The sequence below is a fragment of the Ruegeria sp. BH8 genome, from assembly GCF_056538065.1.
On the sequence record NZ_JBQFSP010000001.1, the window covers coordinates 1,309,732 to 1,332,592 of the forward strand.

The following is a 22,861-nucleotide window of genomic DNA, read 5'->3' on the forward strand; positions in this document are numbered from 1 at the left end:
GACTTTTCGTGAACCTGCTCTATTCCAATGACCGCAAGGGCGAATACCCTGCCAGCTGGTATGCCGCGACGGCAAACCCAACGGCACGCTTTCCTGTTTTGGCCGAAGATATTGTGGCGGATGTCTGCGTTGTGGGCGGCGGCTACACAGGCCTGTCCGCAGCATTGCATCTGGCCGAGGCGGGGTTCGATGTCGTTCTGCTTGAAGCCCACCGTGTCGGATTTGGTGCCTCGGGGCGCAATGGTGGTCAACTGGGCAGCGCGCAGCGGATGGATCAGGAAGACCTTGAGCGTCTTGTTGGCGACCCGGATGCCGCAAAGCTGTGGGACCTGGCCGAAGACGCCAAGGATCTGGTCAAATCACTGATCGCCAAGCATCAGATCGCGTGCGACTTGCAACCCGGTGTCGCGGTTCTGGGTCTGTCAGCTTCGGAACGAAAAGAGCTGCATGACCATGCAGGCCATCTGTCCGACCGGTATCACTATGACCAGATCAAGCTGCTGGATGAAGACGAAGGCCACAAACTGTGCCCCTCGCCCGCTTATAAGGGTGGGTATCTGGACATGGGGGCCGCTCATCTGCACCCATTGAACTTTGCGCTGGGGTTGGCACAGGCTGCGGCCAAAGCGGGTGTTCGCATCTTTGAGGGTACCGAAGTCATCGGTATTGACGAAACCCGGCCTGCCCTGATCCGGACCGCCAGGGGGAACGTTAGGGCCGACCATGTTATGCTGGCCTGCAATGGCTATCTTGGCAATCTCAACCGGACCGTCGCGGCCCGTGTCATGCCCATCAACAACTTCATTGCAGCGACCGAACCCCTTGGCAGCGAGGCTGCGCGGGTCCTGACTCAGGATGTCGCGGTCGCGGATACCAAGTTCGTGGTGAACTATTTCCGCCTCAGCGCCGATGGCCGGCTTTTGTTCGGTGGCGGCGAAAGCTATGGCTATCGTTTTCCTGCGGATGTCGCTGCGAAGGTCCGCAAGCCGATGACCGAGATTTTCCCACATCTGCGCGACGCCAAAATCGACTATGCATGGGGTGGGACGCTGGCCATTACCATGCGGCGGATGCCTTATCTGGTGCGTATCGCACCCAACATTCTGTCTGCTTCCGGCTATTCCGGTCATGGTGTAGGCACCGCGACCCATGCCGGGCAACTGATGGCGCTGGCCATTCAGGGACAGGCAGAAGGGTTCGATACAATGGCCCGCGTGCCAACTCTGCCCTTCCCCGGCGGGTCCGCCCTGCGCAACCCGCTGCTGGTGCTGGCAATGACATGGTTCGCCTTGCGGGACCGGCTTGGGATCTGATCCACGTTACTTGTGACAAATTGGTGAATTTCCGCTGGCGCGGCGATTGAGGGCTTGGATTGCCACCTGAATAGCTTTATCTTTACCAAAGATAGAATTCGGGAAATCCAAATATGACGCTTCCACCAAACGTTCATGACGCCGAACCCATCCCAGAAGCAGCAAAAGAAGCCATCGACGCCCTGATGCAGTCGGGCGACTTGTTTCGTTATACCGCCCCGCAAGATGCCCCGGTGTCTTTGCTGGAGGCCGAGTTTGCCGAACTGCTGGGCACAAAATACGCTCTCGCTGTTTCATCCTGCTCTGCTGCGCTGTTCCTGTCGCTCAAGGCACTGGGTCTGCCGCGCGATGCGCGCGTCCTGATCCCCGGCTTCACTTTTGCGGCGGTTCCCTCGTCAGTCATCCACGCGGACTGCATTCCGGTTCTGTGCGAAGTAGGCGAGAATTATCGCATCGACATGGCTGATTTCGAGGCCAAGTTGGATAGTGTTCAAGCGGTGATCATCAGTCACATGCGCGGCCACACTTCTGATATGGACGCGATCATGGCGCTGTGTGACGCGCGTGACATCCCTGTGATCGAAGACGCCGCGCATTCGCTGGGCACGACCTGGCATGGCAAAAATATCGGCACCATCGGCAAGGTCGGCTGTTTCTCGTTTCAATCCTACAAGATGATCAATGCGGGCGAAGGCGGTATTCTGATCTCAAACGATGCTGATCTGGTGGCCCGTGCCGTCATCATGTCGGGCGCGTACGAACATAACTGGAAGAAACACAAAGGACCGCACGGTGACAACTCGCCCGAGTTGGAAGAGGCCTTCGTCCGCTGGCAGAACAAACTGCCGCTTTATAACCTGCGTTTGAACAACCTAAGCGCCGCTGTGATCCGCCCGCAGATTCCGGAACTGGCCCGTCGTGTCCGCGATGGTCTGGCGAACCACGACTATGTTGCCGGACGCTTGAATATCTCACCCCATATCGACGTGCCCGCGCCACTGCCTCCTGAGCAGCGCGCGCCGGATTCGATTCAGTTCAATCTGGTTGGGTTGCAGGAACACGAGATTCGCGCATTTGCCGCCGCAGCCGAGGCGCGCGGCGTCAAAGTTCAGGTCTTTGGCCTGAGCCAGGACAATGCACGCGCCTTCTGGAACTGGCAATTCCTGCCGGAAACGTTCGAACTGCCGCAAACACGTGACATGCTGATGAAAGCGTGTGACGTCCGACTGCCCGTACGCCTGACACGCGCAGAGCTGGACGTGATCGCGGATATTCTGCTGGCTGCCGTCGGCGAAGTGACCGGCCCAATGCCGGTCTACGGCACCTGAGACTAAAACTGGCCCACTTAATTGGTGGGCCTCTTACTCGGGCTCAATTCAATTCAGCTTTGAAAGCTTCTGTTGTAGTTCAGCTAACTGCTTCTTGATATCGTCAAGATCCTCTTTCGGCTTTGACTTTTCGCTTTCCTTCTCTGGCGAGGACCATCTGCCAGACAACCCACCTGTCATAGCCTTCAAAAATGCCTGCTGCTGCGCTTGCAACGCGTCAAAACCCGGCATCTGAGACATCGGGTTCATGGCATTCATGTTTTCCATCATCTTGCTTTGGCTTTCGCGCAGCATATCGAACGAGCTTTGCAGGAATTGCGGCATCATGCCTCCGCCCGGCAGCATGTAACTGCGCACCAGGTCGTTTAGAACATTGACAGGCAGCACATTCTCGCCGCGGCTTTCATGTTCAGCAATGATTTGCAGCAGATACTGCCGTGTCAGGTCGTCGCCGGACTTCAGGTCGATAATCTGTACTTCGCGCCCGTCGCGGATGAACCCCGCGATATCTTCGAGCGTCACGTAATCGCTGGTCTCGGTGTTATACAGCCGACGGCTGGCATAGCGCTTGATCAGCAGCGGTTTTTCTTGGTCCGACACCGGGTTCCCTCCCCAAGGATGATGCGTTGCAGCACAGGTTATGCGAGTGCAGCACAAAAAGAAAGGGCAGGTCAATGGACCTGCCCAACGCGATTGCACCTATAGGGAGGGTCGGGTGCGTTTCGCTGACTTTTCTTACTTCGCAGCAGCAGCTTTTTTAGCGGCTGTGGTCACGTCGTTGGTTGCTTTTTTAACAGCGGCGGATGCTTCTTCCGCAGCTTCTTTACCAGCAGCCATCAGCAGTTCGACGGTTTCGGTCTGAACTTTTTTCGCGATTTCTGCGAAAGCGGCCATGTTCTCGGCTGCAACTTCAGCAGACGCGCTTGCGAAATCGGTTGCTGCTTTTGCGTAGTCGGCAGGCTCTGCCTTGGCTTTCGACATCTCGGTCAGTTTAGCCAGCGTGTCTTTGGTCCATTTGCTCGATATCTCTGCCGATTTCTCAGCTGCTTCCAGAGCAACGCCCGACAGCTTCTCGTTCAGCGAGGCGGTCGATTTGAATGCGCCTTCCATTGCGGTTGTGTCCACAGGGAATGCACCCATCATGTCTTTCATGATCGCGGTAAAGTCTTGGGTCTTAGCCATTGTCTTAATCCTTTTAGCCAGTCCGGGCCCACCCCGGGTTTCATCAGCTTGAGGACAATATGATTGCTGCAACGCAGCATTGCAAGTTTTTTTTGCTGCGCTGCAGAAATAATTAAGTTTCAGAATGAAATCAGGCGTTTGGTTTTGCCACTACATACGTTCCGGGTGCAGCAGCTAGGCTCGGGTGCTTCGAATCGCCCGGTTCACGGGCCGGTACCTGCTTGCCTGATCGTTTCTTCAGCCAGGCATCCCACATGGGCCACCATGACCCTTCATGAAAATCGGCTTCCTTTAACCAGGTGGCGGCGTCTGATTTCAAATCCGGGTTGGTGTAATGCCCGTACTTTTTCTTGCTGGGCGGGTTCACAATACCCGCAATATGACCCGACTCGGAAACCACGAAAGTTTTTGATCGCGAGCCCATTTTTTGCACACCGCGATAGCAATCTTTCCACGCCGCGATGTGATCGGTTTCGCATGTAATGGCCATAAGGGGCACATCAACGTCACCAAGCTTTAGCTTATGCCCCAGCAACTCAAAGCCATCGGTGGCAAATTCGTTGCGCTGGCATAGTCCACGCAAGTACTCCACCGCCATTTTCGCCGGCAGGTTGGCTCCGTCACCGTTCCAGTACAGCAAATCAAAGGCCGGGGGCACTTCACCCATCATATAGCTGCGAATGGCCGGGCCATAAATCAGGTCACGTGATCTCAGGAAGGACATTGTGCGCGCCATGATCCACGACCGCAGAACACCTTCCTTTTTCACTTCTTCTTCGATTCCGTCGATAAAATCGTTTTGAAGGAAGGGCGTGAACTCTCCCTGATCGGAAAAATCCGTCAATGCGGTGAACAGGGTCGCCGATTTGACCGACTTGTCTCCTCGCTGTTTCAGCAGAGACAGCGTCAGGCTCAGGGTGGTGCCCGCGATGCAATACCCCACAGCGTTGACCTGTTTGACCTTGCAAATCTTCTTGGCCGTCTCGATTGCAGTCAGGAAACCGTCCTGAATGTAGTCTTCCATGCCTGTTTCGGCATAGCTTTCGTCCGGATTGACCCAGCTTACAACAAACAGGGTATACCCCTGTTCGGTGATCCATTTGATCATGCTGTTCTGGGCTTTCAGGTCCAGAATATAGAACTTGTTGATCCAGGGCGGAAACAGAACAATCGGGGTCTCGTAGACCGTTTCGGTCGCTGGCTTGTACTGAATCAGTTCCATCATCCGGTTGCGATAAACCACCTCCCCCGGCGTCGTCGCCAGATTACCGCCGACCTCAAAAGCGCTTTCATCTGCCAGTTTGACGACCAATTCTCCATTATTGGCCTCAAGATCTGACACAAGGTTTTCCAACCCCTTGATCAGTGACTGGCCCTCGGTTTCGACCGCTTTTTGCAATGCATCCGGATTGGTCGCCAGGAAATTTGTCGGCGCCATCATATCGACGATTTGTTGCGAGAAATATTGCAGCCGCCTTTTGTCTTTGGCATCCAGATCATCCACGGACGCAACAGCCTGCGCGATTGCTTGCGCATTGGTCTGGTATTGCTGGCGGATCAGACGGAAATAGGGATTGGTCTCCCAAAGGGGGTTCGAAAATCGCTTGTCTTCTGGCTTGGGTGCTTCGCTTTCCGCGTCAGACGCAGTCAGTGCTTTCTGCGCCTCGGCAAAGTTCAACACTGACTTGCCCCAAAATTCTATCTGCTGTTCCAGCAACTTGGCGGGATTTTGCCAAGCCTCTGCCCAATAGGCACTTGCTGCTCGTGCGAAAAGCTCTTGATTCGGGCCGTCCAGCGCGGGCGTGTGGGGCCGTTTTACAGCCATGACCTCAATCAGGCGCTTCGATAACTTCTCGACCTTATCCATATTTTCTTTAAGGCGTTCAATGTGTTCTTCGGATACGTCTGGCATGTGGTCTTCACTAGTTGTCATTTTAACAATTCCCCCCTAACCTCGCTGCTATGCAGAATAACGTCGTGGGTGCTGGGGGGCAAAGCGACGAATGGTCCGAACTATCAGGCTGACACTCAGGAGGCCCCGTTTATGCGCTATATGATGACCTACGACCTGATGGAAACTGCGCGAAACACCAACCAATGGCTTGGTGCAACCGCCAGCGCGATGGCGTCCTATCCGATGTTTTCGATGGTGCCGAACCCCGCATTCAACTGGATGGCCGCCTGGGGCGAGGTTACCGAGCGTACGTTCCAACGGATGGTTGCAAAGCCCGATTGGGGTATTCGCACGTTCACCTGCGAAGATGGCAAGGATCATCTGGTTGAAATCACGACTGTTCTGGAACGCCCTTTTGGTGATCTGGTACATTTCCGCGTCAATGGCCGGAAAGAACAACCCCGCAAAGTGCTGTTGGTTGCACCGATGTCCGGGCATTATGCTACGTTGCTGCGCTCGACGGTGAAAAGCCTTCTGGTCAATTGTGAAGTCTACATCACAGATTGGCATAATGCGCGCGATATCCCTGTATCCGCAGGCAAATTCGATGTCGAAGACTACACGCTCTATCTTGTAGATTTTATGAAAGAGCTTGGGCCAGACACCCATGTTGTTGCCGTTTGCCAACCTGCGCCTCTGACATTGGCTGCAACGGCGTACCTGGCCGAGATTGAACCCAAAGCCCAGCCAAGCACCCTGACGCTGATTGGTGGCCCCGTCGATCCGGACGCCACGCCGACCGATGTGACAGACTTCGGCCGTCGCGTCACTATGGGCCAGTTGGAAGAAACAATGATTCAGCGCGTTGGCTTCAAGTACAAGGGCGTAGGGCGCATGGTCTATCCGGGACTGCTGCAATTGGCCTCGTTCATGTCCATGAATGCAGATCGTCACTCCAAAGCGTTTTCCGACCAGATCCAGCGCGTCATGCGGGACGAAGCCTCGGATCAGGATGCCCATAACCGCTTCTACGACGAATACCTGGCCGTGATGGACATGACTGCCGAGTTCTATCTTTCGACGGTCGAGCGGGTCTTCAAGAATCGAGAGATTGCGAGAAACGAGTTCGTGGTCGCGGGTCACAAAGTGGACATCAGTAAGATTACCGATGTTGCGGTGAAGACTGTCGAAGGTGCAAATGATGACATCTCTGCACCCGGCCAGTGTATTGCTGCGCTGGATTTGTGTACCGGCCTGCCCGACAGCAAAAAGGCAAGCCACGTTGAACCCGGCGCCGGTCACTATGGTATCTTCGCAGGCCGCAGCTGGCGCGACAACATTCGTCCCCTTGTGATTGATTTCATGAACGAAAATGCGCGAAAACCAAACCGTCGCGCGGCCAATTCCAACAAGGTTGCTTAAGCGACATGAGCGGGCCAGCGCAAAATGGCCTTACCTTTTCCTGCCAATGCGGCGCGTTGCAGGGGCGTATTTCACCCCGCGGTGTTCGGCAAGGCACACATGTTGAGTGTTTCTGCCATGATTGCCGGGCCGCTCAACTATATTTCAAGCAGCCGGACCCGGCACCCGGACCTGTCGGGATTTTTCAGATCGCACCGGATGAAATCGAAATCAGCGCAGGAAGACAGTATCTTGCGGCGATGCAACTCAGCCCCAAGGGTATGCTGCGATGGTACGCCAGCTGCTGTAACGCACCTTTGGCGGCAACGCCCAAATCCGCGAAATTCCCGTTTGCTGGCGTTATCGTCGGCCGGGTTGCGGGTGGAGCTTCGGCGCTGGGACCCGTCACGACACGTGGGTTTGTTCCCCAACCGGACGGAAAGCAGAAGCACGAAAAATCTGGCCCCGCCATTCTTGGGCTGTTGCGCAGGGCCGCCGGATCGCGCCTGTCCGGGCGATGGAAGAACACACCGTTTTTCGACCGAGAAACCGGTAAACCCGTGGTGACGCCAACTGTCATTTCAAAGACCGAACGCGCGACGCTCTACCAGTAATCAAACCGTTGCTGGGCGTCCAACCAGGTTTGCAGCGCCTCATTGACGATGTCGGGCGTTTCGAGGGTCGGCAAGTGACCGGCCTTTTCAATAACCAGCAGTTCCGCTCCGGGAATGAGCTCTGCCATGAAAGAATGTCGTTTGACCGGTGTCAGAGTGTCATGCGCACCGCACAGAACCAACGTGGGCACCTTGATGCGGCGCAATGCGGCCTGTTGATCCGGGCGTCGTTGCAGGGCACGCATCTGACGCACGAAGGTTTCAACACCCAAATCCTGTGCCATAGCCAGCAAGCCGTTCAGGATGGGAATACGCTGCGGGCCCGGTGCCAGCGTGTCGGACCCCACAAGTTTCCGCATGACCTCCTCCAACCGGCCACCCTGCGCGCCAATGATCAGGTCTTCGCGACCGGCAGCCATTTGAGGCGTGTCCGCCTGTGCATCAGTGGCCATCAGGCACAGGCGTGACACACGTTCCGGGGCCCGGCGGATCAGCTCTAACGCGACCACACCACCCATGCTTAATCCAGCCAGTGCAAACCGATGTGGAAGCTGGTCCAGCAGACCCGAGGCGATCTCTTCGATACGCTCACCTGCTGAGATTGGCGCAACGGTTACGGGTCGCGTCCGCGAAAACACCTCAATCTGAGGGCGATACAGTCGGGCATCGCACATCAGTCCAGGTAGCAGTACCAGCGGCTCGATCACGCAGGGGCTCCATATGCTCAGTATTCCGAGCCCTTGGGTTTGTAGTCAGGTTGAGAATTTATCACATTCAAACAAGCGGAACGTCACGGATAGGCGATTGCCCGAAAAGCCGGAAAGTCAGCATAGCGGGACCGTCGTGAAGCCGCACTTTCCTCGGGCTCAGCGCCCGGTTTCAGAAGGCATCCGCGTGGCGCAATGTAGCTGTCAATCCGCCGCTGCGGTTTAGGGCGCCACACCAGATTGAAAGCGCAGAGTTTCGGAAAAAACCAGATTTCGGAATAATCCAGGTGATCATGCATCCACCATGCCAAATCCCGCCAATCCCGGCCCTGCGCAAACTGATCCGCAAACCAGGGAATTACAACAGACGCCCCGGCAATCCGCGCATCCCCGTCCCCACGATCCCAGATGTGGCATTCCAACGGGTGATCATTCCGGGCGCAGTTCAGTTTGTTTTCATTGCCAAACCTGTTTAGCGACGGTGAGCGATAGCCCGAGCGCACAGCGATCCTGCCAAAGGTCTCTTCCAGCGGGTCCAGCAGAGTTTCGCAGAACGCACGTCCTGCCTCGATAGCCAGATCCGGGTTGTCTGGAATGTTCTGTTTCTGGTGAAAGTTCCCGATCTCGGAATAGAGGAAATCGCGCATGAAGAAATACCGGGACAGACGAACGCGCCCCAACGTCTCAAGGCTCCACATACTGCCCGGCTTACGCATCGTCCCTCGACCCGAGGCCGCCATCATTCCACCCCCAGCCCTTTTAGCCAGTCCAGAATACCGGCCACAGCCGCGTCGGTCTGCCCTGGCGACATCAGGCGACCGGCAATAACATGGGATGACGGATCATCCTCAGGGCCCATTGTCACCAATTTGACGGATGTTGGCGCACCCCACGCTTTGGCGACCTCGTGTGTGCGGTCAGGGCGCACCACCTGATCGTTGTCCGAGAACCAGAACAGCACGGGCACCAGGGCATTCGAGAAATCCAGCGCATAGACTTTTTCGACCAGAACGGACATCGGCACGACCGACTCCCACGGATAGACGGTAGACCAATATTTGTTCTTTTCCGGGTCTGGCCCCGATACATCGCGTTCGTCCCCCATCAGGACCGGCAACCAATCCCTTGCCCATGGCAAAGTGGGGATCCATGCCACAGACGTGTTGACCCCGAAATTGGGAGAGACAAAGACCATGCCGACAACATCTTTGCTGAGGCTGGCATCCAAAGCGGCGGCGGCTGCAAGCGTCGCACCGGTCGACGTTGAGATCACGATCACCTTGTCCCCAACAGCACGTGCGGCTGCCAATCCCTCGGCAGTGTCCAGCATCCAGCCCGAGGCAGTGCCTTCTGCCATGGCTGATCCGGTTCGCCCGTGACCTTGCAGGCGTGTGTAAACCAGATTGGCCCCCAACGCGTCTGCTACAAGGTCTGGTACTGGCCGGATTTCCTCGGAACTTGCTGAAAAGCCATGGATGTAAAGAACGGAATATGGGGTGCGCCGCTCGTTATGGCCATCTTGCCAGATTACTCGTTTTTCGACACCCGGAACGATATCGTCAAACGCGGCTTCGGTGCTTTCGAAATAAACCTGTACGCCCTCACCAAACTTGCGCGGATCAAAGCTTGGGTGCAGGTTCACCTCTTCGCGCGGGCCAAACCAGTAGACAAGGCCGCCGGTGGCAATCAACGCAAGGAACAAGCGCCCCAGAAGCCATCCCAAACGCCGCATTACGCGTCTCCCAACACATCCAGAACCGCCGCCTCGATCAAGCCAAGACATGCATCATCCGAGAATCTGTGATCGGCATCCTTGACTAAAAGAAGCTGCATGTCCGGCCCTGTTGCATGGTCCAGCAACCGAACGGCCGTTTCAGTCGAAACGGCTGTATCCGCTGTTCCCTGCAGGAAACGAACCTTGAACGGCAGGTTCAACGTGTCGCGCAGAACAAGACGCTGCCGCCCATCTTCGATCATCCGTTTGGTGACGATATAAGGCTCCATGTAATCGGACGGCAACTCGACATGCCCGACCGTTTCCAGGGCGGCTTTCTGGTTATCGGTGAATGAAGCCCAATAGCCATCTTCCGTGAAATCCGGCGCGGCGGCGATCGTGACCATACCTGCTATCCGGTCCGGCATGGCCTTGGCCAGCAAAAGCGCCTGCCACCCCCCCATGGACGAGCCGACAACAATCAGCGGCCCCTTGGTCAAGGCATCGACCGCAGCAACAGTGTCCTCATGCCAATCCCCAATGCAGCCATCCGTGAAAGCACCAGAGCTTTCGCCGTGACCGGAATAATCAAACCGCAAAAAGGCCCGCCTCCGCGCCTGCGCCCAAGCTTCCAGATGGACTGCCTTGGTGCCTTCCATATCCGACATGAGCCCACCCAGAAAAACGATGGTCGGCCCTGCCCCTTCGGTCTTGTGATAAGCCAGTCGCCGCCCCTGCGGCGTCTCCAGAAAATTCGTCGCTGCCATGAAACCTTCTTTCCTTTTACTGCATCATGCACGCCCCACCCCCGAGTGCAATTCCGCCCACTTCATCTTTTTTCAAATACTCCGGGGAGCGCGAGGGGCTGGCCCCTCGCCCCTACACTTGACACAGGCATATCCACCTGCCACATCAGCCAGACGCAAATAACCCGCAACCGGGCGTTCAGTGGGCGCCAAACCGACGAGGAGAGCCGACATGGCCCTGGATTCAAAATCCGTCTCTCTCACTTTCCCAGATGGCAACGCACGTTCCTATGACGCAGGGGTTACGCCTGCGCAGGTGGCTGCCGATATTTCAAGTTCGCTGGCCAAAAAGGCCATCTCAGCCACCGTTGACGGCAAACACTGGGACCTGCAATGGCCCATCGAAGCCGATGCACAGATTGCCATCCACACCATGAAGGATGACGTCCAGGCCAACGAGCTGATCCGCCACGATCTGGCCCACATCATGGCCCGCGCCGTGCAGGAAATCTGGCCTGCGACCAAGGTCACCATCGGCCCCGTTATCGAAAACGGCTGGTATTATGACTTCGACCGGGAAGAACCGTTCACGCCCGAAGATCTTGGCCTCATCGAGAAAAAGATGAAAGAGATCATCAACAAGCGCGATCCTGTCACCACCGAGGTTTGGGACCGCGAGCGGGCCATCGAGTTCTACAAGGCCAATAACGAGCCCTACAAGGTTGAGCTGATCGAAGCCATTCCCGGGGATGAGCCGTTGCGCATGTACTGGCACGGCCACTGGCAGGATTTGTGCCGCGGTCCGCATCTGCAACATACCGGTCAGGTTCCCGGTGATGCGTTCAAGCTGATGTCTATCGCCGGTGCCTATTGGCGCGGCGACAGCAACCGCGCGATGCTGCAACGCATCTACGGCGTGGCCTTCACCGGCAAGGAAAAGCTGAAAGACCACCTGCATATGCTGGAAGAGGCCGCAAAGCGCGACCACCGCAAACTGGGCCGCGAGATGGACCTGTTTCACATGCAGGAAGAAGCCCCCGGTCAGATCTTCTGGCACCCCAATGGCTGGTCCATCTACACCCAGTTGCAGGATTACATGCGCCGTCAGCAGCGCAAGGGTGGGTATGTCGAGGTAAACACGCCGCAAGTCGTTGACCGCAAACTGTGGGAACGTTCAGGCCACTGGGACAAGTATCAGGAGAACATGTTCATCGTCGAAGTGGACGAGGAACATGCCCGTGAAAAGGCCGTTAACGCGCTCAAACCGATGAACTGCCCCTGCCATGTCGAGATTTTCAAGCAAGGCCTGAAATCCTATCGCGACCTGCCGCTGCGCATGGCCGAGTTCGGGTCGTGCAACCGGTACGAACCCTCTGGCGCGTTGCATGGCATCATGCGGGTGCGTGGGTTCACGCAGGACGACGCCCACATCTTTTCAACCGAAGAACAGATCGAGGCGGAGACCGCCGAATTCATCCGTTTCCTCAGTGTGATCTACAAGGATCTGGGATTCGAGGATTTTTCGGTGAAGTTCTCAGACCGTCCCGAAACCCGCGCCGGATCGGACGATGTCTGGGACAAGGCCGAAGCGGCGCTTTTGTCCGCCACCCGTGCCGCCGGGATCGAACCGGAACTGAACCCGGGCGAAGGTGCATTCTATGGTCCGAAACTGGAATTCGTGCTGACGGACGCCATCGGGCGTGACTGGCAATGCGGCACCTTCCAGGTCGATTTCGTTCTGCCCGAACGGCTGGATGCCACCTATATCGGCGCCGACGGGGCCAAGCACCGCCCGGTCATGCTGCACCGCGCAACACTTGGTTCGTTCGAACGCTTCATCGGTATCTTGATCGAGGAACACGCAGGCAAATTGCCGTTCTGGCTGGCCCCGCGTCAGGTCGTCGTCGCGTCCATCACGTCCGACGCGGACGACTATGTCACCGAAGTGGTCGAAACCCTGCGTGCTGCGGGTGTGCGGGCCGAGGCCGACATCCGCAATGAAAAGATCAACTATAAGGTCCGTGAGCATTCGGTCGGCAAAGTACCTGTAATTCTGGCCGTCGGTCACCGCGAAGTTGACGAACGCACCGTAAGCGTGCGGCGACTGGGTGAAAAACAGACCCAGGTACAACCGCTTGATGTTGTAACAAAAGAGCTGGCACACGCCGCCACCCCGCCAGATCTGCTGTAACAAACAGCACCATTTCCAAAAAAATCCGACCCCTACTAAGGGGTCGGATTGTAACATTTCACCCTTTCTTCATCAAAAACAGTGTATTACGCTGCAAGGGGGCAGGCCGCCCCATGACGCGCTTGTGAGACACGGGCTCGTGAATTCAACTCTGCCCACCAAGCCACTACCTTTGTCATTGTCACAAGCAGACATACCCAGTCATCAAGAGGATTACCGAGATGTCGAACACAGCTAAGTCCCTGGTTATCGCAACCGCAGTCGCAGCCGCCGTATCGGGTGTCGCAACCACAGCAAGCGCACAGGCAAAAGAAAAGTGCTATGGCGTATCGCTGGCCGGTCAGAACGACTGTGCCGCAGGCCCCGGCACCACCTGCGCGGGCACCTCGACCGTTGATTATCAGGGCAACGCATGGACCTTGGTTGACGCAGGCACCTGCGCCGACATCGAATTGCCTGCGGAAGCAAACGGCACACCGCGCAAAGGTTCGCTGGAAGCACTGGACCGCGACCTGCCGGCATAAGACTGGCCTGACGATTTCAAGGGGCGGGCACCATCGCCCGCCCTTTCCCTTTCGTGATCAAGGAACTGGCCCATGTTGGATGACACCTGCCGGTCAAACCGCCTGCCCGCAGCGCCGGGCGTTGGTTACAAGCCGCAACACTTCGCTCAGATACTTGAACACGCACAGCCCGTCGCATGGTTGGAAATCCATGCCGAGAATTATATGGGCGACGGCGGGCGACCCTTGGCGCAACTGCGCCACCTTTCCGAAAAGTTCCCAATCTCGGTCCATGGCGTTGGCCTGTCCATTGGTGGTGAAGGCGCGCTGGACTCCGATCATTTGGCCCGGTTGAAACACCTGGTCGGCTGGCTGAACCCTGCAAGCTTTTCCGAACATTTGGCCTGGTCTACCCATGACAGCCATTTCTACAACGATCTGCTGCCCCTGCCCTATACCGACGAAACTCTTACGCGGGTTTGTGAACATATCGATCAGGTGCAGGACACCGTCGGGCGTCAGATGCTGCTGGAAAACCCGTCCAGCTATCTGGCCTTCGAGGAAAGCACCTGGTCCGAACCTGATTTCCTGAGGGAGATTGCCAAGCGCACCGGTTGCGGCTTGTTGCTGGACGTAAACAATGTCTTTGTCTCGGCGACCAATCTGGATTTCTCACCACAAGGCTATATTGACGCCTATCCGATTGAAAAGGTGTCGGAAATCCACCTTGGCGGCCATGATGAGGATGAAGACGATCACGGTCATCCGCTGCTAATCGACAGTCACGGACGTGAAGTGGTCGATCCGGTGTGGGCCCTGCTGGATTATGTGCTGGAGCGTTCGGGGCCAAAACCCGTTCTGATCGAATGGGACACTGATGTGCCTGATTGGCCCGTTCTGCGGGATGAGGCCATTCGCGCGCAAACCGCATTGGACCGGATACCGGTATGAGCGTTTCTCAATCTGAATTCCGCGCGGCCATGATGGATGCGTCAGCGCCCGTTCCCGGTGGATTGCTGGACGGCGGTGCGCGACCGGCCGGTCGCAGATTCAGCGTTTACCGCAACAACGTTGCGGTGTCGCTGACCGAAGCGATGCATCAGGCGTTTCCTGTGATTGCCAAATTGCTAGGGGCGCAGAACATGGATGGGTTGGCCGGGATTTTCCTGCGTCAGCACCCGCCCTCCTCTCCACTGATGATGTTTTATGGCGAGGCGTTTCCTGATTTTCTGGCAGGAATGCCCCAACTTGCCCATCTTGGATACCTGCCGGACGTGGCCCGGTTGGAGATTGCCTTGCGCAAGTCCTACCACGCCGCCGACAGCGAACCTGCACCGGCAGATGTTCTAGCCGTCGAACCCGAACAGGTCATGCAGGCCCGGTTGCAGTTTGCACCGGCCATGCAGGTGATCCGCTCAGACTGGCCAATTTTCGCGATTTGGCGATTTAACAGCGAAGAGAACGCACCGAAACCGAATGCCGGCGCAGAGGACGTGTTGATCACACGCGCCGAGTTCGATCCCACACCCAATCCACTTCCGGCGGGTGGTGCAGACTGGATCGCCTGTATGCAGGACGGTGACACAATCGGTGACGCATATGAAAAAACGACTGCCAAACTGCCTGAATTTGATCTTGGAACCACTCTGGCACTGCTGTTGCAGGGCGGTGCAATAACCTCTGTGACTATCGAAAGGCCCGAGACATGACTGCTTTGATCTCAACCTACAATAACACCATGGGAAAACTGGACCTTGCCTCTGGCTGGTTGACCCCTACGCTGGCACGGCTGGTCTTTGTTGCGGTTCTTCTGGTTTATTACTGGAACTCAGCCATGCTGAAGATCGACGGATCGATCTTTTCGCCTTCGGCAGGTGCATTTGGTCAGATATTCCCCAAAGCGGCGGAGGCTGTTCTGTATGACGTGTCCCAAATGACGTTCTTCCAACGCATCGTCATCTTCATGGGAACGGTTGCCGAATTTGTGCTCCCGGCACTTCTACTGGTTGGGCTGTTCTCGCGTCTGGCGGCTTTGGGCATGATCGGTTTCATCTGGGTGCAGACTCTTGTCGACGTCACCGGCCATGGCGTGAAACTGGGCAGCCTGTTCGACGCGGCGCCGTCCCTGATGGATCAGCGCACGATGTGGACCTTCCTGATGCTGGTGATCGTCATCAACGGCGCAGGGCCGATCTCGCTCGACCGGATCCTTCGCCTTAAGTAACTCAGAAATGTGCCTTGGGCTGGTCCGGTTTTCCCGCGGCCAGCCCAAGTATCCCGGCGATCCCGGCAAATGTGATCGGGAACATGGTGAAAACACCAAAACCAAAGGCGTAGTACATCGCAGCCGCTGACCCCAGCAACAAGACCCCGCCAATCAACGCGCGCGCTGGTGCCATGGCCCCGCCCGCGATTGCCAGCAAGGGCGCGATAATCGAAATGGCTTGCACCAGATCAGGATTGTCGACCTGGCTTAGAACTCCGTCAATCTCGCCGACATGGTCAACCACGACCACCTTTGCATAGCCGAAGAACCCGACGATCATTCCGATCAACCCGGCGATTACACCCAATAACATTGCGGCATTACGCATTGAAAACCCTCATTGTAGCTTTCACGCAGATAAGCACCCGTTCAGGAAATGCCAAGCTGAGCACGGGTTTCAGCTGTCCAACCCAACAACAGCCTGCCATCGACTTCGATCAATGGGCGTTTCATCAGGGTCGGGTGCTCTTTCAAAAGCTCCAAAGGGGGCTTGGCACGCTGGGTTTCGTCCAATCCGCGCCATGTCGTCGATCTGGTATTAAGCAAGTCATTGCCGAACTCGGCAAAGGCCCGTGACAGCACCGAACCCGGCACACCGTCGCTGCGTACATCAGAAAATTTGACGTCTGGCAGCGATTTCAATGCCTTGCGACAGGTGTCACAGTTTTTCAATCCATAAAGCTGCATGTCTTTGACGCTCCTGCCCATGCTTTGATTTTAAGCAATCTTGCCCGCTTCTTGCGGTTATTCTTGATTTTTTACTTCACCGTGCAATGTTGAAAAAGGCGAAACACACGAATTGGACTGTTCAGCCAGTGCCAAAACAACTTTTTCGTGGTGACGCTGACCACAGCCCCCACCAATTTGTGGGACAATGCGTAAGTAGAAGGAGACACGGGACATGCCAACCGGCACCGTGAAATGGTTCAATACCACTAAAGGCTATGGATTTATTGCCCCTGACGAAGGGGGCAAAGATGTGTTTGTACATATCTCGGCCGTAGAACGGTCCGGCCTCACCGGACTCGCAGACAACCAAAAAGTTTCGTACGAGTTGCAGGACGGACGCGACGGCCGCCAAATGGCAGCTGATTTGAAACCACTGTAACGACATCCCGCTAAACACGCGGTTGATCATTAAGGATGACGGCCAATTTCCGGCCGTTATCCATCCCCCACCGGTTTCGTTCCATTACCCTCGCGCGGGCTTGGCGTCGGCGTGGGTATTCCAGTTTTCGCCCATGGCAACGATGCAGGATGTGCCTGTCGCGTAGGTGACAACCATGGTCCAGTCCCCGTGCTGACTTGCCCAGACTTCCATAATCTGTTCCGGCCCGCGAACACCCGATGCCACGCGCCGCGCACCGAACTGCCTTTCCAGTTTCTGGTGCAACCGGAGCGTCGGTTCGCACAAAACCTCAGCTATGGGGGACTTGGCCTGCGCAGGCAAGGCGAGACCAAAAAACAGACATAACAGAGCAAAATGCAAAATGCGGGCCATGGAACAAGTGTAACAATTCCATGACGACACGTATAGACAAAAGCTATGCAGCTCGTCAGCTCTATTTGCGAATGATCGCCTCGAACTCACGCCATTCGCGCGCTGTCATCCCCGAGTTTTCTTGCGTGACCGCCTCTCCTGCCAGCATGCGTTGCAGGCTTTCGACCATCTGGGCAGACAGGTTCACCGCACCCAGCCGGTAATCCTCGAACGCCTTATACGCAAACGGCACCCAATCAGCGACGATCTTGCACATCGCCTCGGCATAAACGCGGATTTCATACTGAGCATGCGGATCGGCCCGCAGGCGCAGGAAGTGGAACAGATTATGCAGATCCACCTTCCAATACCATTGCGTATAAACGTTTGCGGGTAGGTTCATGCGGGCCAGTTCACGTGCTAGCCCCTGCTGCCCGTCCTGGCTGATCATGGACTCGTAATTGTCATAGCACCGCGTGCTGTCGGCCTTGAGGGTTTCCAATACGCGCGCGGCCTCTTCACCTTCCAACGTTGCCCCACGGCCCTGATTGTTCACTTCGGACTGTGCCGCCACATGTTCTGGGGCTGGGATATAGAACTCGCGATCCAGAATTGAATACCGTGCCGAGTATTCATTCACATTGGCGGTCCGGTGCCGGATCCACTGCCGCGCCACGAACACAGGCAATTTCACATGCAATTTGACTTCGCACATTTCGAATGGCGTGGAATGCCAGTGCCGCATCAGATACCGGATCAACCCCTCGTCATTCTGAACGGATTTGGTGCCTGTGCCATATGAAACGCGCGCAGCCTGACAGATGGCGGCATCGTCCCCCATATAGTCGATCACGCGGACAAAGCCATGATCCAGAACCTGATGCGCCGTGTACAGGTGGTCTTCCATTCCCGCCGAGACAACTCGACGCGTGGGATGCGATTGCGCGCGTTGCGCGTCGATCTCGGCCTGTTGGTCAGGGGACAGCGGCATCGAATCTTCCTTTCTGGCAATGAGTCGCCTGCTACTATATATCGCCGATCCCGGCACAGGAACCGCGATATATGCCGCAGCGGACGCAAAAAACAAATTGCTGCTGAGGGCTCTATCGACACATCGAGGCGGAGCGCTAAGCTCTTGGCAATGTGAGTCGAAAAAGGATGGCCGAAATGGCGCTGAAATATCTTCACACCATGGTCCGCGTGAAGGATCTGGAAAAATCCATGGCGTTTTACGAGCTTCTGGGTCTGAAAGAAACACGCCGGTATGACAGTGAAGCCGGGCGATTTTCTCTGATCTTCATGGCCCCTCCGGGACAAGAAGACGCGCCGATCGAGTTGACGTACAATTGGGACGGCGATGATGAGTTGCCCGCCGACAGCCGTCACTTCGGCCATTTGGCCTACGGTGTCGATAATATCTACGAGGTTTGCCAACATCTTCAGAACAACGGCGTTACGATCAATCGCCCGCCAAGAGATGGTCGCATGGCTTTCGTTCGATCGCCCGACAATATCTCGGTTGAGCTTCTGCAGAATGGCGAAGCACTTGAACCAGCCGAACCCTGGGCCAGCATGGAGAGCAGTGGTCACTGGTGATCCGTTGGCTGATAGCGTTTGGGCTGGTCGTTCAGGCCAGCCCTGTCAAGGCCGAGCAATGTCGCTTGGCGCTGGCCTTGGCGATGGATATTTCCGTTTCAGTCGATGAGGCCGAAGATGTGTTGCAACGGCAGGGGTTAGCCGCCGCCTTGATTGCACCCGAAGTGCAAGAGGCCTTCTTTTCTTCACCGATGCCCGTTGCCCTGGCGGTATATGAGTGGAGTGGCCGCTCAACCCAAAATGTCGTCCTGAACTGGACAATGATCGATGACGTTGGTGATCTGCTGTTCGCATCCAGCCAGGTCAGCCAATCCGTCCGATCTGACGGCGGATCGGCAACAGCTATGGGCTATGCGTTGGCATACGGTGCAAGTCTTATGGAGCAAGCGCCGCAATGCTTGTTTCAAACCATTGACCTGTCCGGCGACGGCACGAACAACGATGGCTATGGGCCGCAGATCGCCTATCGGCACTTTCCCTTCCAAAACACTGTCGTGAATGGGCTTGTGATCAACGCGGCGGATTTCGAGGGAGAGCTGTTCTTGATCCCTTTCTTCGAAAATAACGTCCTGCACGGGCCCGGCGCCTTTTTGGAAATTGCCACCGGGTTTGAAGATTTCGAGCGCGCCATGCGAAAGAAACTGAAACGGGAACTGAGCGGTCTGCAAATCGGTGCATTACGGAATGAAGGCCCATGATACGTCAGGTGATCGTCTTTCTGGCTTGCCTGATATCAGGACCTGCCTTTGGCGAATGCCGGCAGGCCCTTGCGCTGGGGCTGGATGTGTCGGGTTCGGTGGACAGCCGGGAATACAGGCTGCAACTGGACGGGCTGGCGTCGGCCCTGAGCCGCCCCGAGGTCAGCCAGCTGATGTTGTCGGACGGCGCAACCTCCTTACGTCTGGCGATCTTCGAATGGAGCGAGCGGGGACATGAACGGATGCTGTTGGAGTGGACAGAAGTACGGTCCCCCGCCGACCTGATCGCAATCAGTGATCGTTTGGTCCGGACCTCGCGCAGCACAGCGCCGCAGGGAACGGCGCTAGGGTCGGCCATGTTATTTGGCTCTTCCCTGCTTGATCAGCAAAGGGGGTGCTGGCGCCGTACGCTGGATCTGTCCGGTGATGGCAAACATAACCTCGGACCGCATCCACGTGATGTGAAAGCCAGTTTGCGACATGACGGGATCACAATTAACGGGCTGGTGATCGGCGCCGACGATCCGAAAGAAGGTGATCGGAGATATGTTCAGGTCGGTGAACTTTCAGCTTACTATTCAGCCTGGGTCATTTTGGGGCCAAACGCGTTCGTAGAAGTGGCGCTGGGCTTTGAGGCGTATGAAGAGGCCATGACCCGCAAACTTCTTCGTGAGCTGGACAGTCTTGTCCTGTCTGACGCCCGCCACTGATCAATAGATATACCTTATCTGATCCGTCCAGTACCGTTCAACGCGACGCAGCGAACTGGTGATATCTTCGATGCCTTCAAGCCCAAGCACCCCCCTGCCTTGCAGGCCTTCGGCGTGACGTGCAAACAGCTTGGACACGATATTGCGGATTTCCCTGCCTTGCGGCGTCAGGCGCACGCGAACTGAACGGCGATCAATCTCGCATCTTTGGTGGTGCATATAGCCCATCTCAACCAGTTTCTTGAGGTTATAGCTGACATTGCTGCCCTGATAGTACCCACGGCTTTTCAGTTCGCCTGCCGTGACTTCGTGATCACCGATATTGAACAGCAACAACGCCTGAACCGCATTGATTTCCAATACGCCGACGCGCTCAAACTCGTCCTTGATGACATCCAGCAACAACCGGTGCAGTCGCTCCACCAGGGCCAGCGCCTCAAGATAGCTGGTTATGAAACCCTTAGTCTCTGGTGTGGAGACCTGCATTTCCATACTCATCCGACCCTCCGATTCAGTCGCGCTGTTTGACACACGATGAACCGAAAATCCGAAAAATCGGTTAAGCGGAACTTTGCCTTATTTCTGAAAGGTTTGCGCTATGTCTGCAATCAGGCTGGCAAATCGCGCCGGAGGCTGCACCTGCCCCGTGACCCATTGATAAAGGTCCTGATCGTTTTCATGCAACAGCGCGTCATAGACATCCAGCCCGGCGGCATCCATGTCGGCCAGATTGCCCCCCGCATAGGCGGACAGGATAATGTCCATCTCTTTGATGCCGCGTCGCATCGACCGCATTTGCATGCGCTTGATACGCACATCCCGGGGTTCGCTCAATTCTTCTGCTCCAGCATCTGACGCATTTTCTTTTCCAGACGCGCTGCGCGTTCAGAACAGGCGCGCATTTCCGCACGGATGGCGCGCAGTTCGGCCACGGCCGAGGACAGTTCCATCCCGCCTTCGCCCTCATCCACGGGCGCATCCATGCCGTCGCCCTCGCCGGTCAACAACCACATGATTGAGACATTGACCATGCCCGCCATCATTGACAGCCTGTTGGCCCGGGGTTCGGACAGATCGTTTTCCCAATCTGAAATTGTCGCCTTTTTGACCCCAAGACGCCGCGCCAGTTGCGCCTGCGTCATTCCCGCGGCTTCGCGTGCGCCTGCCAGACGGTCTCCGAATGTCGCAGAATCCGGACCGTACCAGTCGTTTTCATCATTCATTCGGGTCTCCATCTCACATTGTCTATACTGCTTGATCGTCACTCGGACGCACCCTATGACAGTCGGGCTGAACATACAAACCGAGGCCGAGCATGAGTTTTCTGTCTGCGACACTGTCACGCGTCAAACCTTCACCCACCATCGCCATGACAGCCAAGGCAGCCGAGCTGAAGGCCGCCGGACGTGATGTCATCGGCCTAAGCGCTGGTGAGCCGGATTTTGACACGCCCCAGAACATCAAAGACGCCGCTGTTGCGGCCATCGCAGCAGGCAAAACCAAATACACCGCGCCGGACGGTATCCCCGAGTTGAAACAAGCGGCATGTGCCAAGATGAAACGTGACCACGGGCTGGACTATTCGCCGGCCCAGATCTCGGTCGGGACCGGTGGCAAGCAAACGCTGTACAATGCTCTGATGGCGACGATGAATGAAGGCGACGAGGTGATCATCCCTGCACCGTACTGGGTCAGCTACCCCGATATGGTGCTTTTGGCCGGTGGCACCCCTGTTGTGGTCGAGACGACGCTGGAAAACAGTTTCAAGCTGACCCCAGAACAACTGGAAGCCGCCATCACGCCCAAGACAAAGTGGTTCATCTTTAACTCGCCTTCGAACCCAACGGGCGCAGGGTACAGTCGGGATGAACTGAAGGCGCTGACCGATGTTCTGATGCGTCATCCGCATGTCTGGATCATGTCGGACGACATGTACGAACATCTGGCCTATGACGGGTTTGAGTTCTGCACCCCGGCCGAGGTTGAACCCGGTCTATTTGACCGAACCCTCACCTGCAACGGGGTTTCAAAAGCCTATGCCATGACCGGTTGGCGCATCGGTTATGCTGCCGGTCCGGTCGAAATCATCGCGGCCATGCGCAAGATCCAGTCGCAATCCACCTCGAACCCCTGCTCGGTCAGTCAGTGGGCTGCCGTCGAGGCCCTGAACGGAACTCAGGATTTTCTGGCCCCGAATAACGAGACATTCAGGCGCCGGCGCGATCTGGTGGTTCGGATGCTGAACGAGATTGATGGCGTCACCTGCCCCACACCCGAAGGGGCCTTTTATGTCTATCCGTCTATCGCCGGATTGATCGGGAAGACGACGCCCGCTGGGACCGTTCTGGTAGACGACGAAGCCTTTGCAACCGCACTTCTGGAAGAAGCCGACGTGGCCGTTGTATTTGGCGCCGCCTTTGGCCTGTCGCCGAATTTCCGCGTCAGCTATGCTACGTCCGACGCGGCACTGACCGAAGCTTGCAGCCGCATCCAGCGTTTTTGTGCTTCTCTGAGGTGA

Annotated in this window: 28 protein-coding genes; 14 read left to right on the forward strand and 14 right to left on the reverse strand. The window is 56.5% G+C overall.

Features of this window, described 5'->3' with window-relative positions; translation table 11 throughout:
• The first annotated feature begins 8 nt into the window (after positions 1-8).
• Complete coding sequence (locus tag ACR0AD_RS06480; RefSeq protein ID WP_480484189.1) at positions 9-1,313, forward strand: NAD(P)/FAD-dependent oxidoreductase; 1,305 nt, start codon at positions 9-11, stop codon at positions 1,311-1,313.
• Between the two features lie 113 nt (positions 1,314-1,426).
• A complete protein-coding gene (locus ACR0AD_RS06485; protein WP_480484190.1) occupies positions 1,427-2,641 on the forward strand; it encodes a DegT/DnrJ/EryC1/StrS family aminotransferase in 1,215 nt (404 codons plus the stop codon).
• A 48-nt stretch (positions 2,642-2,689) separates the two neighbouring features.
• On the opposite strand, the gene phaR is transcribed toward ACR0AD_RS06485, so the two are convergent.
• From phaR to ACR0AD_RS06500, 3 genes are all read right to left on the reverse strand, one after another.
• Positions 2,690-3,241 carry a polyhydroxyalkanoate synthesis repressor PhaR gene (phaR, locus tag ACR0AD_RS06490; protein WP_480484191.1) on the reverse strand — a complete coding sequence of 184 codons (552 nt, stop codon included), beginning with the start codon at positions 3,239-3,241 and terminating at the stop codon, positions 2,690-2,692.
• A 135-nt stretch (positions 3,242-3,376) separates the two neighbouring features.
• Positions 3,377-3,823, reverse strand: a complete 447-nt coding sequence (locus ACR0AD_RS06495) for a phasin family protein (protein ID WP_209503426.1) — start codon at positions 3,821-3,823, stop codon at positions 3,377-3,379.
• Positions 3,824-3,953: 130 nt separating this feature from the next.
• Positions 3,954-5,756 carry a PHA/PHB synthase family protein gene (locus ACR0AD_RS06500; protein WP_480484192.1) on the reverse strand — a complete coding sequence of 601 codons (1,803 nt, stop codon included), beginning with the start codon at positions 5,754-5,756 and terminating at the stop codon, positions 3,954-3,956.
• 111 nt (positions 5,757-5,867) lie between these two features.
• Between ACR0AD_RS06500 and phaZ the strand changes: the two genes are divergently transcribed.
• The gene (phaZ, locus tag ACR0AD_RS06505; RefSeq protein ID WP_480473454.1) at positions 5,868-7,139 is read left to right on the forward strand and encodes a polyhydroxyalkanoate depolymerase; all 1,272 of its coding nucleotides are present in this window, start codon (positions 5,868-5,870) and stop codon (positions 7,137-7,139) included.
• A gap of 5 nt (positions 7,140-7,144) precedes the next feature.
• Positions 7,145-7,732, forward strand: coding sequence for a DUF6151 family protein (locus ACR0AD_RS06510; RefSeq protein ID WP_480485215.1), 588 nt, complete (start codon positions 7,145-7,147; stop codon positions 7,730-7,732).
• Here the strand turns inward: ACR0AD_RS06510 and ACR0AD_RS06515 are convergent.
• The 4 genes from ACR0AD_RS06515 to ACR0AD_RS06530 form a co-directional block, all read right to left on the reverse strand.
• Positions 7,723-8,439: an alpha/beta fold hydrolase gene (locus tag ACR0AD_RS06515; RefSeq protein WP_480485213.1), complete on the reverse strand. Its 717-nt coding sequence runs from the start codon at positions 8,437-8,439 to the stop codon at positions 7,723-7,725. The two genes, ACR0AD_RS06510 and ACR0AD_RS06515, sit on opposite strands and share 10 nt — an antisense overlap.
• A gap of 83 nt (positions 8,440-8,522) precedes the next feature.
• On the reverse strand, positions 8,523-9,137 hold the full coding sequence (locus tag ACR0AD_RS06520; RefSeq protein ID WP_480486452.1) for a hypothetical protein: 615 nt from the start codon (positions 9,135-9,137) through the stop codon (positions 8,523-8,525).
• A gap of 41 nt (positions 9,138-9,178) precedes the next feature.
• Positions 9,179-10,171 carry an alpha/beta hydrolase gene (locus ACR0AD_RS06525; protein ID WP_480484196.1) on the reverse strand — a complete coding sequence of 331 codons (993 nt, stop codon included), beginning with the start codon at positions 10,169-10,171 and terminating at the stop codon, positions 9,179-9,181.
• The gene (locus ACR0AD_RS06530) at positions 10,171-10,920 is read right to left on the reverse strand and encodes an alpha/beta fold hydrolase (RefSeq protein WP_480484197.1); all 750 of its coding nucleotides are present in this window, start codon (positions 10,918-10,920) and stop codon (positions 10,171-10,173) included. Before ACR0AD_RS06530 ends, ACR0AD_RS06525 begins: the two co-directional genes overlap by 1 nt.
• A 211-nt stretch (positions 10,921-11,131) precedes the next feature.
• Between ACR0AD_RS06530 and thrS the strand changes: the two genes are divergently transcribed.
• From thrS to ACR0AD_RS06555, 5 genes are all read left to right on the forward strand, one after another.
• Complete coding sequence (gene thrS, locus ACR0AD_RS06535; RefSeq protein ID WP_480484198.1) at positions 11,132-13,090, forward strand: threonine--tRNA ligase; 1,959 nt, start codon at positions 11,132-11,134, stop codon at positions 13,088-13,090.
• 221 nt (positions 13,091-13,311) lie between these two features.
• A complete protein-coding gene (locus ACR0AD_RS06540) occupies positions 13,312-13,614 on the forward strand; it encodes a BufA1 family periplasmic bufferin-type metallophore (protein WP_209503410.1) in 303 nt (100 codons plus the stop codon).
• A gap of 72 nt (positions 13,615-13,686) precedes the next feature.
• The gene (gene bufB / locus ACR0AD_RS06545; RefSeq protein ID WP_480484199.1) at positions 13,687-14,544 is read left to right on the forward strand and encodes an MNIO family bufferin maturase; all 858 of its coding nucleotides are present in this window, start codon (positions 13,687-13,689) and stop codon (positions 14,542-14,544) included.
• Positions 14,541-15,302, forward strand: a complete 762-nt coding sequence (locus ACR0AD_RS06550) for an HvfC/BufC family peptide modification chaperone (RefSeq protein ID WP_480485211.1) — start codon at positions 14,541-14,543, stop codon at positions 15,300-15,302. Before bufB ends, ACR0AD_RS06550 begins: the two co-directional genes overlap by 4 nt.
• Positions 15,299-15,817: a DoxX family protein gene (locus tag ACR0AD_RS06555; protein ID WP_267365394.1), complete on the forward strand. Its 519-nt coding sequence runs from the start codon at positions 15,299-15,301 to the stop codon at positions 15,815-15,817. The genes ACR0AD_RS06550 and ACR0AD_RS06555 overlap by 4 nt, the downstream gene beginning before the upstream one ends.
• 1 nt (position 15,818) lies before the next feature.
• Here ACR0AD_RS06555 and ACR0AD_RS06560 read toward each other — a convergent pair whose 3' ends face one another.
• Together ACR0AD_RS06560 and ACR0AD_RS06565 are read right to left on the reverse strand one after the other, a co-directional pair.
• Positions 15,819-16,187, reverse strand: a complete 369-nt coding sequence (locus tag ACR0AD_RS06560; protein WP_480484201.1) for a hypothetical protein — start codon at positions 16,185-16,187, stop codon at positions 15,819-15,821.
• A 41-nt stretch (positions 16,188-16,228) separates the two neighbouring features.
• Positions 16,229-16,546, reverse strand: coding sequence for an ArsC/Spx/MgsR family protein (locus tag ACR0AD_RS06565; RefSeq protein ID WP_480484202.1), 318 nt, complete (start codon positions 16,544-16,546; stop codon positions 16,229-16,231).
• A 214-nt stretch (positions 16,547-16,760) separates the two neighbouring features.
• Here ACR0AD_RS06565 and ACR0AD_RS06570 point away from each other — a divergent pair, with 214 nt between their 5' ends.
• The gene (locus ACR0AD_RS06570; protein ID WP_008758035.1) at positions 16,761-16,967 is read left to right on the forward strand and encodes a cold-shock protein; all 207 of its coding nucleotides are present in this window, start codon (positions 16,761-16,763) and stop codon (positions 16,965-16,967) included.
• Between the two features lie 84 nt (positions 16,968-17,051).
• On the opposite strand, the gene ACR0AD_RS06575 is transcribed toward ACR0AD_RS06570, so the two are convergent.
• Positions 17,052-17,360 carry a hypothetical protein gene (locus ACR0AD_RS06575; RefSeq protein ID WP_480484203.1) on the reverse strand — a complete coding sequence of 103 codons (309 nt, stop codon included), beginning with the start codon at positions 17,358-17,360 and terminating at the stop codon, positions 17,052-17,054.
• 61 nt (positions 17,361-17,421) lie between these two features.
• Entirely contained in the window at positions 17,422-18,330 is a 909-nt protein-coding gene (gene thyX / locus ACR0AD_RS06580) for an FAD-dependent thymidylate synthase (protein ID WP_480484204.1), read from the reverse strand.
• 176 nt (positions 18,331-18,506) lie between these two features.
• Between thyX and ACR0AD_RS06585 the strand changes: the two genes are divergently transcribed.
• From ACR0AD_RS06585 to ACR0AD_RS06595, 3 genes are read left to right on the forward strand one after another with little or no spacing between them, the layout of a single operon-like run.
• Positions 18,507-18,935, forward strand: coding sequence for a VOC family protein (locus ACR0AD_RS06585; protein WP_209503395.1), 429 nt, complete (start codon positions 18,507-18,509; stop codon positions 18,933-18,935).
• A complete protein-coding gene (locus ACR0AD_RS06590) occupies positions 18,932-19,633 on the forward strand; it encodes a DUF1194 domain-containing protein (RefSeq protein WP_480484205.1) in 702 nt (233 codons plus the stop codon). Before ACR0AD_RS06585 ends, ACR0AD_RS06590 begins: the two co-directional genes overlap by 4 nt.
• Positions 19,630-20,343 carry a DUF1194 domain-containing protein gene (locus ACR0AD_RS06595; RefSeq protein ID WP_480484206.1) on the forward strand — a complete coding sequence of 238 codons (714 nt, stop codon included), beginning with the start codon at positions 19,630-19,632 and terminating at the stop codon, positions 20,341-20,343. The genes ACR0AD_RS06590 and ACR0AD_RS06595 overlap by 4 nt, the downstream gene beginning before the upstream one ends.
• On the opposite strand, the gene ACR0AD_RS06600 is transcribed toward ACR0AD_RS06595, so the two are convergent.
• The 3 genes from ACR0AD_RS06600 to ACR0AD_RS06610 all read right to left on the reverse strand — a co-directional run bounded on the left by ACR0AD_RS06600 (position 20,344) and on the right by ACR0AD_RS06610 (position 21,566).
• Positions 20,344-20,841, reverse strand: coding sequence for a MarR family winged helix-turn-helix transcriptional regulator (locus tag ACR0AD_RS06600; RefSeq protein WP_480484207.1), 498 nt, complete (start codon positions 20,839-20,841; stop codon positions 20,344-20,346).
• A 78-nt stretch (positions 20,842-20,919) separates the two neighbouring features.
• Entirely contained in the window at positions 20,920-21,144 is a 225-nt protein-coding gene (locus ACR0AD_RS06605) for a succinate dehydrogenase assembly factor 2 (protein ID WP_480484273.1), read from the reverse strand.
• A 29-nt stretch (positions 21,145-21,173) separates the two neighbouring features.
• A complete protein-coding gene (locus ACR0AD_RS06610; RefSeq protein ID WP_267366820.1) occupies positions 21,174-21,566 on the reverse strand; it encodes a helix-turn-helix domain-containing protein in 393 nt (130 codons plus the stop codon).
• A 92-nt stretch (positions 21,567-21,658) separates the two neighbouring features.
• Here ACR0AD_RS06610 and ACR0AD_RS06615 point away from each other — a divergent pair, with 92 nt between their 5' ends.
• Entirely contained in the window at positions 21,659-22,861 is a 1,203-nt protein-coding gene (locus ACR0AD_RS06615; protein ID WP_480484208.1) for a pyridoxal phosphate-dependent aminotransferase, read from the forward strand.